Source organism: Cyanobacteria bacterium FACHB-DQ100, from assembly GCA_014695195.1.
Lineage (GTDB): Bacteria > Cyanobacteriota > Cyanobacteriia > Leptolyngbyales > Leptolyngbyaceae > Leptolyngbya.
Map to the genome: position 1 here is coordinate 88,038 of JACJNW010000006.1, position 15,343 is coordinate 103,380.

Consider the following 15,343-nt stretch of genomic DNA (forward strand, 5'->3'; position numbering starts at 1 on the left):
AAATTTTTATGTCAATTGTGATTCATCTCCATGCAGACCAGATCAACGCGGTCGATCTCACACCCGCGATCGCGGCGATCGAACCGCTCAAATCCGACATCCGGCAATACGAACAAAAACTGCAATTCAAAATTGATTACCCCCTTGAACCCGGAGATCCTCGCGAATTATCCGAGGTGCCAGAAGTGCGACTGTGGTTCATTGGACTGGATGCCATGTATCCATGGTTGCCGTTTCTGCTCGACTGGTCGCAGAAAGAGCTAGGGCGATATGCGGCAATGTTAGTTCCCCACGAAATGCGGCCCGATGGCATCGAGTACAACCCCGAAGCGCTGGAAATCTTCGTCATGAGCAAAACTTTTGTGCTGATGAACTGGCTCGAACAGCAGCAGATTGAATCGCGATCGCGCCTCAAGTCGATGACCAAAACGCTCGGATATGAATTAGACGATGGCTTTTTCGCCTTGTTGGAACAACGCTAAGATGGTCGGTGCGTCCCGACAAAAAGCGAGTGCATGAGAAACTTAATTTCGACTTGGGTACAGCGTGGAACTAGGTCTCTGCGCGGACGGGATGGTACAGCCGCGATCGTTCAAACGCTGGCGGCTCGTGCATTGATCATTGTCGTGAATATTGCAACAGGAACCATTACTGCCCGCATCTTAGGCCCTGCGGGACGGGGAGAGCAAGCGGCAATGGCGATTTGGCCCCAGTTCTTTGCTTATTCATTGTCGCTTGGATTACCCAGTGCATTGTTATATACCTTGAAGCGATATCCTCAAGAGCGATCGCAAACCTTTTCTGCTGCGGTTTTCTTGGGCATGTTTATTAGCGTTTTTAGCGGTGTCATTGGAGTCATCACGATTCCGTTTTTGATGCAAAAATATCCATCCGAAGCGATTCACTTGTCCCAAGGACTTATGGTAGCGGTGCCGCTGGTAGTATTTACGGAAGTGCTGCGATCGGCAATGGAAGCTAGCGATGAATTTGCGATCGCCAATCAAATTCGCTATCTTCCCCCGCTGAGTACCTTGGCACTGCTGATTGTTTTGGCGGTGACAAAACAACTCACGCCCTTCACCGCTGTTCTGTCCTACTGGCTCCCCGGAATCCCAATGCTGGTTTGGATGATTGCCTGTGCGAAGCGATTTTTTACGATTCGCTTTACGCAGATTCAGCACTCGATTCAGCGATTAGTGCACTATGGTTTTCGGGCGTATGGGATTGATTTGATCAGCGCGTTGGCAGGACAAATTCAGCAAGTGCTAGCGATTAGTGTCCTGGCTCCTGCCGCAATGGGGCTGTATGCGATCGCGTTTAGTCTGTGTCAATTGCTGTATGTGGTGCAAAGTTCTTTTGTAACGGTGCTATTTCCCAAAGCGGCAGCCCGTCCCGTTTCAGAAGTGGTTGAACTGACAAGTAGAGCCGCCAGAATTAGCGGAATGTTGGCGATTTTGATGGCAATTTCGATGATGGCTTTGGCTCCAGGTGTGCTGCACTTACTGTACGGAGAGGCTTATCTGGCAGCGATTCCCATCTTTCGGGTGTTAGCGATCGAAACGGTTCTCGGTGGCACCGCAATCATTCTTTCACAAGCATTCATGGCAACCGATCGGCCGGGAATCGTCACCCTGATTCAAGGCATTGGCTTGATGTTGGGCGCTCCCTTGATTTTGATCCTCACTCCGATGTTTGGATTGTTAGGAATGGGTTTAGCGCTGCTGGGTTCAACAATGATTCGGCTCGTCTCCGTTTGGATTTGCTACCCTGTTGTGCTGAAAATGCCGCCACCCGGCTTGTGGTTAACCCACCAAGACCTGAAATTTATACAACAGAAGTTTCTCAGTCGTTTCTAAAAGATTTATCTACAAGAAATTTTCGAGGTTTGCCACCTAAGACACTATGCATCCATCAACACTCTTGCTACGATCGGGGTTTCAAATCCTGATTCGGTGCGAGAGAGTGTCTATGGTGAGTCAGCCCAACCGTTCACAACCGATTAAACGTTCACAGCCGATCGTTCTCACCTCCCATCCTGCTAAGTTCTCGAAGTCGATCGCGATTCACTGGGGCGAAGCTGATCCGATTAAACGCGGTGCCATCATCGGAACGCTTACCACCCCGGCTCATCGGAACGTGATCGGGACGCATTCCGGTTCTTATGCGGTTTATCGTGCGCTTGCGGTTGCCAGTGGCAAACTCGATGCCAACCATCGCGCTGATCTAACCAATACTGCTCCTGCCGCGCTGCTTCATCCTCATCCCGCTTGGTCTGATCCAGATAAGATCGTGTCGATCGACCCTTTTGGTGCGATCGTTGGCGAGGTGTATCGCGATTTGTACGATCAGGGGTATGACATCAAACCGACGATCGCGATTACCAAAGCCCACATCAATATGCCAGAACTGCAAGACGCAATCGCCAAAGGTCGGTTGCGCGAAGATGGCAAAATTATGAAAAAAGGCGGCGATTTAGTCGTGACGAAAGCCGCAATCGAGCCGGTGTGGTATCTGCCCGGAATAGCAAAACGGCTTAACGTTGAAGAAGGTCTTCTCCGCCGCACGCTATTCGAGCAAACTGGCGGCATGTTCCCCGAACTCGTCACTCGCCCAGATGTCAAAGTGTTTCTGCCTCCGATCGGTGGCATTACCGTTTATATCGTCGGTGATCCTGAGGCGATCGCTGATCCAAATCGTGCCTTAACGGTGCGCGTTCACGACGAGTGCAACGGTTCAGATGTCTTTGGTTCTGACATTTGCACCTGTCGTCCCTACCTGGTTCACGGGATTGAAGAGTGTGTACAAACCGCTCAGCAAGGCGGTGCGGGCGTAATCGTCTATCTCCGCAAAGAAGGACGCGCCCTGGGTGAAGTGACAAAATTTCTCGTTTACAACGCGCGTAAACGTCAAGAGGGCGGCGATCGTGCCGATGCCTACTTCGCCCGAACCGAATGTGTAGCGGGTGTCCAGGATATGCGTTTCCAGGAACTCATGCCCGATGTGCTGCACTGGTTGGGAATTACTCGCATCGATCGCTTTATTTCTATGAGCGACATGAAACACGATGCGGTGACGCGATCGGGAATCGAGATCGTCACGCGAGTTCCGATTCCCGAAGAACTGATTCCGGCTGATGCAATGGTCGAAATCGAGGCGAAAAAAGCCGCCGGATATTACACCGAAAGCGAAATTCTCACCGAAGAAGCCTTAGCTGAGATTAAAGGACGAGGACTGAGTGACTAATCTCGTGGACTATTTGCGATCGCCCAAAGCTATCCGCGATCGTGCTTCTCAGTTGTTTGAGCTTGCACAGGCGGATAAACTCGCCTACTTTCAGCTAGATCTGACGCAGCTTGATGCAGTTGCAGACTATGTGATCGCTGTGATGCGTCAGCAATACCCCGATTTGCAGGTTCCATTTCACAGTCGCTGGCGACATTTTGAAGTCGGCAATTTTCCGCGTGTGCAGCAGCTTGAACAGGCGTTAAAGAACTTATCTCCAGTCGATCAAGCGAAAGCCAAATTCGATCTAGTCGTTCCGAGTGTCTTGCTGGATGCCGGGGCGGGCGATCGCTGGCAATACCTTGAATCTTCTACGGAACAAACTTGGACAAGATCCGAGGGATTAGCGATCGCCTCATTCGATGCCTTTTGCCAAGGTGCGTTCTCGACCCAACCCTATCGAACCGATGCCGAGGGGCTCAAGCAGATTACCCCGGAAAAGATTGCCGCTTTTTTCCAGGTGACTCCTGAAAATCCTTTAGTGGGACTCGAAGGACGATCGCACCTGCTGCGAAAACTGGGACATACGATCGAGCAATTCCCGGATCTCTTTGGTGATTCTCCTCGCCCTGGCAATCTAGTGGATTATTTGAGGCATCAGACGCATCAAGGCGAGCTTTCGGCTGTGACGGTATTAAATGCGGTTCTGCTCGGTTTCGGTGACATCTGGTCAGGGAGATTGTCGATCGACGGCACAAATTTAGGCGATGTCTGGCATCATTCCGCCTTATCCGGTGAAGACACAGACCAACTAATCCCGTTTCACAAGCTCTCGCAGTGGCTCACCTACTCCCTGCTTGAACCCTTGCAGGATCTAGGAATCACAATTACTGATCTTGACCAAATGACCGGACTCCCCGAATATCGCAATGGTGGTTTGTGCGTTGATCTCGGACTGCTGCAACTGAAAAATCTACAGCTTGCAGAAATTCCGCATTCTCCAGACTCAGAATTGATCGTGGAATGGCGGGCGCTGACCGTTTGTTTGCTCGATCGCATCGCCGACACCATTCGCACGAAGCTTGATCTCACCTCTGATGCGCTTCCTCTCGTCAAAGTTCTTCAAGGCGGAACCTGGACAGCCGGACGCAAAATCGCCGCATCGCTCCGGCCCGGTGGAACTCCCCCAATTCAAATTTCTAGCGACGGAACCGTTTTTTAACTATGGCTGCAAACCTCACCCTCATCGAGCATCCTTTGATTCAGCACAAACTCAGTTTGATGCGGCGAGAATCAACCAGTACAGCAAAGTTCCGATCGCTGATGACCGAACTGAGTCTGTTACTCGCCTATGAAGTCACGCGGGATCTACCCTTGCGCTACGAAACCATTCAAACTCCGATGGCAGAAATGGAGGCTCCAGTTTTAGCCCCAGACAAAAAGCTCGTTGTTGTATCAATTATGCGTGCCGGGCAAGGCATCCTTGATGGAATCTTGCAGTTGATTCCCTCTGCTAGAGTTGGTCACGTGGGTATTTACCGGGAACCCAATTCGCTAGTGCCGATCGAATACTATTTCAAAGTCCCGGACGATACTGAAGAGCGCGATATGCTCGTCGTTGATCCGATGATGGCAACGGGTAATTCTGCGATTGCGGCAGTCGATCGTCTCAAGCAAACGAATCCGCGATCGATTAAGTTCCTCTGTATTCTGGCGGCTCCTGAAGGCATTACTCATTTTCAAGAGCAGCATCCAGACGTGCCGATCTTTGCAGCCGCGATCGATCAGGGATTAGATGAGCACGGGTATATTATTCCGGGATTAGGAGATGCGGGCGATCGTTTATTCGGTACAAAGTGATATAATAATAGAGATGCAATCTGGCGGCATCGCCAAGTGGTAAGGCAGAGGTCTGCAAAACCTCCACCCCCAGTTCGAATCTGGGTGCCGCCTTCAAGGATTTCAGGCTCTAGAACCAAGTTCTAGAGCCTTTTTAACTAAGTTAAGTTATGCCGGATTGTGACAATATTCGGCAGAAAATAGCAGGGTGTGATACTCAAAATGGTCACATTTTGGGTTACAAAATGATGGATATTGACAAGTCAATTGCTCGAGTAAATGAACAGTTAAAAGCTTCTAGGGTAGGAGTATCAATCGAGCGTCGGGGTGGGCGACTCTGGCTAAGAGGAACATTCCCCCCTAAGCCCGAATCCGGCCAAACTAAATCTCATCGACAAAAAATTTCTCTAGGAGTTCGTGCTACGCCAGCAGGTTTAGAGCAGGCAAAGAAAAAAGCACGATTACTGGGTGCTCAGTTAGATTCCGAGCAATTTAACTGGGCACAATGGTGTGATTCTAGGTCAGAACACAGTGAAGGTCCATTAATTGGAGAGATACTTGAGCGATTTGAAACTGAGTACTGGAACAATCGGGAGCGTAACTCCCAATCTGAAACTACTTGGAAGACTGATTACCTCAGAGTTTTTAATAAATTGCCCAAAGATGCTCTCTTAAATTCGGAAATTCTGAAAGAGGTTATCCTTACCACCCAGCCTAACTCCAGACAACGGAAACGAGTTTTTGAAAAATTGGTTAGTCTTGCTGAATTTGCTGGAATAGAAGTGGCTTTCTCCGAAAAATTGAAGGGATCCTACTCTCCGAAACACGTTAATCCGCGTTTCTTGCCAACTGATGAGATCATCCAAACGACGAGAGACGCAATCGAGAATGAAGCATGGCGTTGGGTTTTCAGTGCCATCGCAACGTGGGGATTGCGCCCTCATGAAGTATTCCACCTCGATTTAGCGAAATTTCCAGTAGCTCAGGTGCTTAGCCCAACGAAAACGGGAGAGCGATTTGCATATCCGTTGTACCCTGAATGGGCAGAAGTTTGGAAACTGGACGACATTAAGTTACCCAAGTTTCAGAAGGAACACAATAATGCAAAACTGGGAAACAAAATTTGCAAAGAGTTCAACGAACGTGACATACCCTTCAGGGCTTATGATCTCCGGCACAGTTATGCCCGTCGATGTTTTGAGTTTTCAATCCCACCAGATTGGGCTGCACATCTGATGGGTCATAGCTTGAAGGTTCATATGGAGACCTACAGAGCTTGGATTGACTGGGAGACTTACCAGAGGGCGTATGAGGCTTTAATCGCTAGAAGTGATCGACCCCGCCCTCCAAAGATTAACGGTAAGCAGCAGGAATTCCCCGAAGTTCCATGACCGCAGTTAAATTAATTTTGATCATGCGTTTGGTAGAGCCTACTCTACGATCATCAATCCAGTGAATGCCTTCTACCCATTCATCTGCATCAATGCGCCGTAAAATACTACGTCGGCTAAACCCTCTTCCTAATTGCATTGATGCTTGCTCGATTGTGACTAACTCGGCATTACTGGGCAGCTTGAATTTTGACTTTTTAGCTCTCATTGCATCTCCTCCACGCCATTGCTGCTTACAACAAAGCCCCAATCTTGATGTTCCTCAAACAGCTCTTTCAGGAGATCTATCCAACCGTTGTCCCAAAGCTCCTGCAACTTATATCGCGCAAATTCTCGATCACCATTACGAATTGCCGCCGAGCAGGAAGTCTCAAGTTGAAAGCGGTCTGGGGCAGGCAGCAGAACATTTGCCATCTTTCTAGCCTCTAAGTATTTCAGAAAATCCTTCTGATTTGCCTCAACCTTTGATTGCGCTTCAAGCCACTGCTCAATTAGAGCAGGGTATTGTGGTAATTCACGAGCTCGATTGAGCAACCATTCTCGATAAGATGACGAAATTTCTCCTGAGGACAAGAAGAATTGGCTGTCTTTTAGCAGTTCAAGGTCTCTCTTTCTCGTGACTATGAGAGAGTCTGGATCAGTATGAGGAGTATGAGGGGAAGGAGAACTCTTGCCTACTGGTAGTTCTGGCTTCTCTGTTGGATCTTCTGATCCAAATGACACCATTGGGATCTTTTTGTCGGCATTGGGATCTTTTTGTCGGCATTGGGATCTTTTTGCCTGAGCACGAATAGTTCTTCCCGTGCCCCGATCGCGTACCTTTACTGAAACTGTCGTATTACGGCACTTCCATTGGTCAATCTCGAAATCAAACAGTTCACAATCCATCAGCCTGCGAGCCGCTCGTTGAATTGTTCGAGTGTCAACTCCCAAGTAGACAGCGATTTTCGCAGGTGGTGGAATATTTACCCAGCGATCACCGTAAGGATCGTGCTCCCAGAGGTATAACCAAAGGGCATACTGCGTTCCTGTCAACTTGAGAGCGCGAATATACCGGATCAGCTCGATCGGAATTTGCACAAACGTTGACGAAGAGTTTTTTATCCCCGATGCTTGGGGATAAGCGATTGAATCTGTCATAATACGATCAGGTAAATTTTGCATGCCCCACTCGTCATCAAAAGGTGGGGCTTGTTCATCCATGAAGCTGCTACTTCGCAGCTGAGTGTTGTGCTACCTAAAGCAGCACAACTAAACTGAGTTTTTGAAGACTCAGAGCTTATGAGGTAAGTAGTTGCAAAGCTAAACGCTTAACAACTTCACATTCTCCCAGAAGCAGGGTGACGTGCAGAGTGCCCTTTGGCTTGAATCTATGCGCGACCTCCGTTCATCACTTCGCCTGATGGGCAGAGTGGCTGATGAGGGAAGGAGGAACAAAAGATTTTCGGTGGCGATGTCAACAAGCATTTGAAGAGCCAATGGTTGGTCTCAGGGTAGCCAATTCCTGCTTCAGATAGAGCCGAATCGCCTGCCGAATAACCTGAGCCTGAGTGATTCGTTTATGTTTCACGACTAGCAGCAAGTCCTCGTAGGTATTCAAGTCAATTCTGGTCGGAACTAGCTTGTTGAGCGGAGTTTCCTCAAGTAGCGGTGGTGCCATATGTATACCTTTCACAGTCAACAAGATGAGTCTTGAAGGGCTGCTGAAAGTTGTCTCATCATTCGCCCTGTGAAATTTATGGTGCCACAGAATTACATGAAAGAGCGCTCAGCAACTGCTCAGATAATGACCAGTTAACATTCAGATAGTGACCACTAATTACTTTTTACTGAAGGGAACCTCGAAAAATAGGTGTTATTGAGAATAGCGAAGCTTAAAATTGCGCCTTCTCGTATCTATTCTCAACAAGAAATAAATTTTTGAGGTTCCCTGAACGCATATGGCTTCTTGTTACTCTTCAAATTGATATTTCGGTTAGCTCATGGGAATTCACTTGACTCGAGATGCCATTCAGAAGGCTAAAGCTCGGTATTCATCCAGATTCGGAACCCATGGTGCGCTTGCAGGAGAATGCGGATTGAGTGAATCCACAGTTCATCGGTTCTTCCAGGGAAAAGCTGTCAGTAATGAGTCCTTCCAGAGAATCTGTAAAGCTTTAGACCTAGATCCGCGTGAGTTATTCTATGAACTATCAGAGTCTAGAGTTAGAGGGGAGAATGCTAATGCTGTGCGTGGACAGAGCCCGGATGAGGAGGAAGTATGCAATTTCTCAAATCAAGGAAACGGTGTCCCCTATTGTTGGAAGCGAACTGATGATATTGACACGCTTACAACGCTAATCACCCAGCCTTCTACAGCTAGATTAGGCATATTTGGAATGGGTGGCATTGGTAAAACAGTGCTGGCATTAGCTTTGACACGAGAACCAGAAGTGCAACAAGCCTTCCCCGATGGCATATTTTTGATCTTGTGCGGGCAGGAGCAATCACCCACTTCACTTCAAATGCAGCTTGTTAGGGCTTTAGGCGGCACTCCTCAACCGTTTGTGAATGACCAAGAGGGCCGAACTTTTCTACGCAAGCAGATCGGGTGTAAGCAGTGCCTAGTCATCTTGGACGACGTGTGGCGGCTTGAACAAATTCACGCTTTTGATTCAATTGGCGAAAGCTGCAGGCTTCTAATTGGCGAGAACTGTAAGCTTTTAATCACCACTCAAAATCAAGGGCTCCTGACCGCATCTGGTAGTGAGAAGTATGAGCTTGAGTTATTGAATGAGCCGGGCGCACTTGAACTGCTTTCGCTTTGCTCAGGGCAGGAGGATGCTCAGCAGTTGGAGTCAGCACGAGAAGTGGCTCGGGAATGTGAGGGGTTGCCTCTGGCATTAGCGCTCTGTGGTATGCAGATCCGCGATGGCAATTTGTGGGAAGACCTCCGAGATGCCCTGAGAGCATCGGAAATTGAGTGTCTAGATCATGAACTTGGCAGTGTTGCAAAAGTGCTCAAAGTCAGTGTTGATACTTTGATTAGGAAGAACGCTGAAGATGGGCGGCTTTATCAAATGCTTGCCGTCTTCGCCAAAAGCACTCCAATTCCTGAAGCAGCCATCCTGACCTTCTGGATACACAACAGCAAATTAAATAAGCACAGAGCTCGTCTACTCATTACGCGCCTTGCCAATTGGGCGTTATTGACTGTGTCAAGAGAAGATGGAAAACGATTCGTCACTCTCCATGGGTTACAGCACAACTATTTGTGCAGCAGGTTGGATGACCCGCTAAGCCTTAATGACAAGCTTTTGGAAGCCTACCAGCAACAATGTCCCACAGACTGGGCTAGGGGTCCAAATGATGGATATTACCTTGAGCATTTAGTACCACATTTATTCAAAAGTGGACGAGACAAGGAAGTCTACGAGCTGCTAATCGGCTCATTCAACTGGATGCAAAGAAAGTTTAAGGACTGCCAAGGCGATACTGCCTATGTTGTTGACTTGAATTTGGCAATCAGCAAACTTTGTGATCCGCTCACGTCCGATCAGGTGCTTCTTCTAGCTCAGCTTTATACAGCCCGTCAAGTGGTTACTTATCGGGTATGCACGTATAGCGATACTGATTTGCGAATTCTAGTGCTGCTCAATCGGTATGATGAGGCACTAGCTATTGCCCGTTTAAAGCCCGATGCAGAACAACGATTCAACGGGTTAGTAAGCATCTATGACAGCCTAAAAGAGAAGAAACAACTCACTCATACACTTCTTGATGAGATGTGGGAAACGGCTAGAGAGATTGAGTGTCCATACTCACATCAATCTGCCCAATTGCAACTACAGCAGATTCTCCCTGCAGAAGAGCCATCATCAAACTCTGAAAAAGCTGTTACAACATCCTCTCAAGGTATATCTAGCTCTGTGCGGCAAAAGCCAACAGAAAAAATCATTAATGAAGATTGGATAGATAGTTCACCAGGCTATTCAGATGAAGAACGTAAGCAATTAAAAGAACATTTCAACTTATGCAGGGAGGTGAAGAATTTAACTAAAAAAGGGTGTTATGAAACCGTTGAATCGCTCATCGCTCAAGTACCTGATCTCGGTCTCCGAGCCTCACTCTCCAAAGAATATGCAACGGCTCTCATTCAAGCTCAATGCTTTAGTAAAGCTGAAACTACGATCGAGAAAACTTTGACTTTTGAGCAACAAACTTCTGCCTTCAAAGACTTAGTATTAGCTTTAGCTCAAAGTGGTCGATTGGAAGAAGCAAATTGTTTATTTGCTCGTGCCAAGTCAGTTGCAGAGCAGTCCCCAAAAGACCTGAAGGAGGTATTAGAAGAACATGACGACCACTTAGAAAGAACATTAATAACAGTAATAGAAGGACTAGCCACTATAGGTCATGTTGAGGAAGCAGGAGGGATAGCCAGAAGAACTAATCATCCGTATTGGCAAGCGGTAATTTTAACTTCGCTATTATCTAGCCAGGTTCGGCTTGGCGGCCATAAGGCAGGCACCAAGCTACTTGGTGAAATAAAAGAAATGGCTAATCAGGTTAGTTCCTGTGAGGTTCGCTCTAGAGTTTTGCAAAAGGCGTTTCAGCAAACAGCAGAATTAAATTTCCAAGTCGAAGCAAATTCATTTCTAGTTGACCTATTAGATTGTATAGAAGAAATTGAGGATAGATTTACCCGTGCTGGTGAAAAATCGAATTTGGTGAAGATACTTGCTCAGCTACAAAGAACTATAGAAGCCAAAGAATTATTGCGACATATTGAACATCCCTTTTGGTACACAATTGGACTGACTCATCTGGCCGAGGCTGACCTCCAACAAGCAGAGGCAATTTTTGCTGAAGCTTTTGCGTCCTTGAAAGGTACTACTAATATATGGTCCGCAGGCTATCAGATTGGGCAATCGCAGAAAAGGGTTTTAACGAAGCATCTTTTAATATACGGTGTTGCGAAACTCTTCATGCTTGATCAGGCATTGAGAAAGGTTTCAATCAATAATTTTTTAATAAGTTATCTTGCTAAAGATGTAGTTCCTAAAACGTTATTGATGGCTGAGATACATCTTATGGCTGACTGGAGTAAAGAAACTCCTCCTACGGAAGTACGTAGGAATATTGCGAGCGAGCGAGCGCGGGCTCAATTTTTTCATGAAGCTTTTGAATCATTGGGATTTCAAACTTTAGAAGATTTCTTCATTGTTTTAGCGTTGGCTGGATGGATGCCGAGTTTTGAGAAGACTGAGCGAGGGTTATCATTGAGGATTTTGCGAGAAGTAGCACGCATCGCAGGATGGATTTCCCCAGAGTGGATGGAAATTTCTCGATTATTCTAACTCTGTTCCTCAAACTCATCTCATCTCTCCTACCTCGGAAACGTCTTTCCTTCCTGCATCAGTTCCACACATACTCCTGCTTGAATGTGTCAGGGTAAATAATTCGTCTGCTGCCTCCGTCGATCTGAGATGGGAGCTTTAGCCCATCGAATTCTGCTTTCTTAAAAAGGCAGAAAAAGACTTGACAAAAACTGTTGTATAAGTTCTCATGGAGGGCGTGTGGGAACGATAAAGCAAAGTGCTTTCTGGTTCAGCCCGCAGAAGCTATTTAATATATCGGTTTATCTATCAAAAGAGACCGCCAATGTGAGTTTAAGGCACGCTGGCGGTCTTTTGTATTTTTCGGATGTTTTATCAAATATGACACACGCTGTTTTAGCTTCTAGTACAAGGCAAGTTCTTCTTGTAGACAAGATAGGAACGCCTCGTTTAGCAAGTTTATACGTAGCATCCCTCAAGCAATACCGTTTGAACGGATTGCTTGAGAAAAATATCCATTAGGCAATTCTGAATGCAGGAACAGTTAGATTTTGTGTCCCACTAGTGCTTGATTAGAATACAAAACTGCAACTTTTCTAAATTACATCTGTAGGTTGTGAGAATTGCCGAGCCTTGCTAATGATTCATTGATGAAAATAAAGCACAAATAACATTATTAACTTAGCGAATACAGGAGGAACTTAATATGGCAAAGAAAGGCATGAAGAGTAGTAGAGGAAGACCAGAAATGTACTCAGAAGTAAAAATTGGCGTGTGTATTGCACTAACTTGTACAGCGATTACTAGACTTGATGAATTGGCAAAATCTGTACAGCTTTCGAGATCAGAATTTGTTGAACAGATTGCTCGTGGTTTAATCAAAATTGATTTGAATCATGAGTAAGGATGTTACTGATATACACATAAAAACAGCAAAATGCAAACGATATATTTAGCTTTATTTGCGGTAAAGCATCTCCTAAAAACTTTTTTTACTTCAGTAATAGCTATCATCTGTCGCTCAAAAGACTTAGCTCTTATTCAATTAAATATGTAATAAGGCTTTATTTCGTTTTTTATTACACTAATTACAAGTGACAATCACAGAAAACCCCAATAGAAGGTAGTTTTGCTCGTTCATGTCATAAAGTTTTATGGGTGAAAGTGCTACAAGGATACCGTGGGAATTGTCGCTCTCTATTGTAATAAAGTTTTTATTTTGGCTTCTACAAGTTTCTCTTATTGTGGTAAAAACTAGAAAAGCAGGTGCTGAAGAATGGGAATTTTGGATCTTAGAAATATAACTAATTTGGCTGATTTCTATCATCGATATCAGGACTATGTAAAATCCCAGTTTGAAGAGAAGAAGGCAAATTCCATTATTGCTAAAACAAACACCAGTCTCGTTCGTTATGTCTTACCTGAATATGGATTTCTGCTGAAGCTAGATGGCAATTTGTCACCGGCTGAAATGCTTGAGGGATTGAAATTTATGGAGCAAGTCCCGATCTCTCAGGTTGTTCATCTCCTAGAGACGCAAGAACGGGTTTTCAATCGATTTGGAGAGCGTGTTTCTCCCGCTATTCGCAGGGCTTACCGTTCAACAACAAAAATAATGCTGGATTGGGGGAAGTTGCAGGACTGGTGGAAACAATCGGTTGAAACGTCTTCCCATGGCAGAACCCCGACTATGCTGATTTTCAAGAAACGAGTGGAGCACTGGCATAAGTTGAAACCTGAAGAACTTTCGCCGAGCTTGAGCCAGCAGCTCAGTCATTTCTCGCTCTACTGTACAACTTTGCGGCAGCCTTGCCTCAGTGAAGGTTCGTGCGTCCGGTACCACAGAGAGATTCTTGGAGTTCTGGGTTGGATGCATCGAATTAAGGGGATTGCTGTCGCGAACCTCAGCCTCGCTGATTTGGTACCCGTTGCTGCTGTCTATGACCAGGGTGCGGCAGAACGAGTTGCGACGCTTGCCCAAGAGTATCTCGACTGGATGCGAGCCAATCTGGGGGGCAAAGAAGCGACTTTGAAATTTGCTCTGCAAGCTTTCTTTTACTTAGCGGAATACATTCAAGATGAGTACACCAAGAACGCCTGAAAAAGATAGGCCAACGAACCTAGCGCTCGAAGCTTTGGTGAAGTTGCGAAACCAACTGAAGTTAGTCCAATATCCAAAGACCACTAATCGTCATCGGCAGGAAGCTTATGCGCTTGATGCAGAAGACCTGTCTACTGAACTTTGTGCAGAGCTCGATTATCTGCTCGATGCCATGGTCAACCCTCATTCTGACATCAATTGCTTCAAGACTCAGGTCAGCCTTGAAACAGCGATGCGACGAATGGCAATGCTTTATCGATTGCTTGGGGTAGTGAAGAAGGTGAAACAGATCCCTGCTGAGGTGTTAAGCCTAGATCATCTAGTACACTTCGCTCCCCATAAAACCGCTTTGCGTCGTGCTAGAAACTATGACGAAGTCCGGTTGATTGAGCAGGCCTCTCTGGAAGCAGCAGAGCAAACTCAGGCAACCCTGAGAACAGTATTGAATTGGTTGCGGAAGGAGCGCCAAATTCATCCTTCAACGGAGAAAGGGGTTGTTGAGGTGTTCCTGGTTGTTGCTAAAATTCAGCACTTCAAGGAAACCGATTCCCTGAAAGCAGACAATTATGGCGATATTCCCGTCATTCTGATGCTGCGACAAGAACTCAAAGAAGCAAAGGAGCGGGCTAAGCATGCACCTCCTGCTGCGGATGAGTCTCTGAAATGGTTAGACTGGCCTGAATTTCTCGCTTGTGTGCATCACTTAGAGCGAGAATGCCAACCTACCTACAGCTATGGCTCGAAGCGGACGCCCACGGCAGTTGCGCGCAGTGTTCAGCGGTATTTGTTATTCGCTTTGTTGGCCTATATGCCCCCAGATCGGCAGCGGACGCTGCGAGAGTTAGAGGTTGGCAAGACGCTGGTCAAGGGTCTCCTCAATCATAATGGGGTCTTTGAGGCTAAAGATGACGGAAAATGGTACATCCATTTGATGAAGACGAACTACAAAACCGGGAAAACCTACGGCGAACAGTGGTTGATGGTGCCGGACATTCTCTATTCCTATCTGGAGGCGTGGTTGGCGCAATGGCGTGCCCTGTTTTCCCCCAACCATAACTTTGTCTTCACGCAGGAAAACGGTAAGCCGTACCGCAAAGCCTCGGATCTGTCCAACCTCATTCGGCGCGCGACTTACCGCTTGGCTGGTAAACTCACTACCTCCCACTTGATTCGGCACATGTTGATTACTTACTTGAAGCGTCATGGCGCTTCCGATGAAGTCATGCGAAGCTTGGCTGACGCCATGCACCACAGCACGAAGATACAGGGGGAGATTTACGATCGTCGTCATCAACTTGAAAAGGTCGCTCCGGCTCAGGACTTGGTCTTGAAGTTAGCGATGGGAGAACCGGTCTCGACCCTGATAGGGGTACGATCTCTCAGCGTTGAAGAACTGGTGCAGCAGATTCGGCAGCTATCTCCTGGAGAGCGTCAACGACTTCTGACTCTGGTGAGGCAATCCTAGTTGGAAGAAG

At 46.8% G+C, this 15,343-nt stretch carries 13 protein-coding genes and 1 tRNA gene; 11 read left to right on the forward strand and 3 right to left on the reverse strand.

Features of this window, described 5'->3' with window-relative positions:
* Positions 1-8: 8 nt before the first annotated feature.
* From H6F51_01030 to H6F51_01060, 7 genes are all read left to right on the forward strand, one after another.
* Positions 9-482 (forward strand): CRR6 family NdhI maturation factor, encoded by a 474-nt coding sequence (locus tag H6F51_01030; GenBank protein MBD1821106.1) that lies wholly within the window; start codon positions 9-11, stop codon positions 480-482.
* Between the two features lie 33 nt (positions 483-515).
* Positions 516-1,856: an oligosaccharide flippase family protein gene (locus H6F51_01035; protein MBD1821107.1), complete on the forward strand. Its 1,341-nt coding sequence runs from the start codon at positions 516-518 to the stop codon at positions 1,854-1,856.
* Between the two features lie 112 nt (positions 1,857-1,968).
* On the forward strand, positions 1,969-3,243 hold the full coding sequence (locus H6F51_01040) for a GTP cyclohydrolase II (protein MBD1821108.1): 1,275 nt from the start codon (positions 1,969-1,971) through the stop codon (positions 3,241-3,243).
* On the forward strand, positions 3,236-4,444 hold the full coding sequence (locus H6F51_01045; GenBank protein MBD1821109.1) for a URC4/urg3 family protein: 1,209 nt from the start codon (positions 3,236-3,238) through the stop codon (positions 4,442-4,444). The genes H6F51_01040 and H6F51_01045 overlap by 8 nt, the downstream gene beginning before the upstream one ends.
* A gap of 2 nt (positions 4,445-4,446) precedes the next feature.
* Complete coding sequence (upp, locus tag H6F51_01050) at positions 4,447-5,082, forward strand: uracil phosphoribosyltransferase (GenBank protein ID MBD1821110.1); 636 nt, start codon at positions 4,447-4,449, stop codon at positions 5,080-5,082.
* A gap of 22 nt (positions 5,083-5,104) precedes the next feature.
* Positions 5,105-5,175: transfer RNA gene (locus H6F51_01055), tRNA-Cys, on the forward strand.
* A gap of 134 nt (positions 5,176-5,309) precedes the next feature.
* Positions 5,310-6,452, forward strand: coding sequence for an integrase (locus H6F51_01060; GenBank protein ID MBD1821111.1), 1,143 nt, complete (start codon positions 5,310-5,312; stop codon positions 6,450-6,452).
* On the opposite strand, the gene H6F51_01065 is transcribed toward H6F51_01060, so the two are convergent.
* The 3 genes from H6F51_01065 to H6F51_01075 form a co-directional block, all read right to left on the reverse strand.
* Positions 6,415-6,660 (reverse strand): hypothetical protein, encoded by a 246-nt coding sequence (locus H6F51_01065; protein MBD1821112.1) that lies wholly within the window; start codon positions 6,658-6,660, stop codon positions 6,415-6,417. The genes H6F51_01060 and H6F51_01065 overlap by 38 nt on opposite strands.
* Positions 6,657-7,655 carry a hypothetical protein gene (locus H6F51_01070; GenBank protein MBD1821113.1) on the reverse strand — a complete coding sequence of 333 codons (999 nt, stop codon included), beginning with the start codon at positions 7,653-7,655 and terminating at the stop codon, positions 6,657-6,659. Before H6F51_01070 ends, H6F51_01065 begins: the two co-directional genes overlap by 4 nt.
* Before the next feature lie 253 nt (positions 7,656-7,908).
* A complete protein-coding gene (locus tag H6F51_01075; GenBank protein MBD1821114.1) occupies positions 7,909-8,112 on the reverse strand; it encodes a hypothetical protein in 204 nt (67 codons plus the stop codon).
* 322 nt (positions 8,113-8,434) lie between these two features.
* Here H6F51_01075 and H6F51_01080 point away from each other — a divergent pair, with 322 nt between their 5' ends.
* The 4 genes from H6F51_01080 to H6F51_01095 all read left to right on the forward strand — a co-directional run bounded on the left by H6F51_01080 (position 8,435) and on the right by H6F51_01095 (position 15,333).
* On the forward strand, positions 8,435-11,788 hold the full coding sequence (locus tag H6F51_01080; GenBank protein MBD1821115.1) for a helix-turn-helix domain-containing protein: 3,354 nt from the start codon (positions 8,435-8,437) through the stop codon (positions 11,786-11,788).
* A 700-nt stretch (positions 11,789-12,488) separates the two neighbouring features.
* Positions 12,489-12,671, forward strand: coding sequence for a hypothetical protein (locus tag H6F51_01085; protein ID MBD1821116.1), 183 nt, complete (start codon positions 12,489-12,491; stop codon positions 12,669-12,671).
* A gap of 372 nt (positions 12,672-13,043) precedes the next feature.
* A complete protein-coding gene (locus tag H6F51_01090; protein ID MBD1821117.1) occupies positions 13,044-13,868 on the forward strand; it encodes a hypothetical protein in 825 nt (274 codons plus the stop codon).
* Positions 13,846-15,333 carry a site-specific integrase gene (locus tag H6F51_01095; protein MBD1821118.1) on the forward strand — a complete coding sequence of 496 codons (1,488 nt, stop codon included), beginning with the start codon at positions 13,846-13,848 and terminating at the stop codon, positions 15,331-15,333. Before H6F51_01090 ends, H6F51_01095 begins: the two co-directional genes overlap by 23 nt.
* Positions 15,334-15,343 lie beyond the last annotated feature (10 nt).

Coding starts and splice junctions, on each gene's coding strand:
- H6F51_01085 (MBD1821116.1), top strand. CDS start 12,489: ATGAAGAGTAGTAGAGGAAGACCAGAAATGTACTCAGAAGTAAAAATT.
- H6F51_01095 (MBD1821118.1), top strand. CDS start 13,846: ATGAGTACACCAAGAACGCCTGAAAAAGATAGGCCAACGAACCTAGCG.
- H6F51_01090 (MBD1821117.1), top strand. CDS start 13,044: ATGGGAATTTTGGATCTTAGAAATATAACTAATTTGGCTGATTTCTAT.
- H6F51_01080 (MBD1821115.1), top strand. CDS start 8,435: ATGGGAATTCACTTGACTCGAGATGCCATTCAGAAGGCTAAAGCTCGG.
- H6F51_01065 (MBD1821112.1), bottom strand. CDS start 6,660: ATGAGAGCTAAAAAGTCAAAATTCAAGCTGCCCAGTAATGCCGAGTTA.
- H6F51_01075 (MBD1821114.1), bottom strand. CDS start 8,112: ATGGCACCACCGCTACTTGAGGAAACTCCGCTCAACAAGCTAGTTCCG.
- upp (MBD1821110.1), top strand. CDS start 4,447: ATGGCTGCAAACCTCACCCTCATCGAGCATCCTTTGATTCAGCACAAA.
- H6F51_01070 (MBD1821113.1), bottom strand. CDS start 7,655: ATGGATGAACAAGCCCCACCTTTTGATGACGAGTGGGGCATGCAAAAT.
- H6F51_01040 (MBD1821108.1), top strand. CDS start 1,969: ATGGTGAGTCAGCCCAACCGTTCACAACCGATTAAACGTTCACAGCCG.
- H6F51_01035 (MBD1821107.1), top strand. CDS start 516: ATGAGAAACTTAATTTCGACTTGGGTACAGCGTGGAACTAGGTCTCTG.
- H6F51_01030 (MBD1821106.1), top strand. CDS start 9: ATGTCAATTGTGATTCATCTCCATGCAGACCAGATCAACGCGGTCGAT.
- H6F51_01060 (MBD1821111.1), top strand. CDS start 5,310: ATGGATATTGACAAGTCAATTGCTCGAGTAAATGAACAGTTAAAAGCT.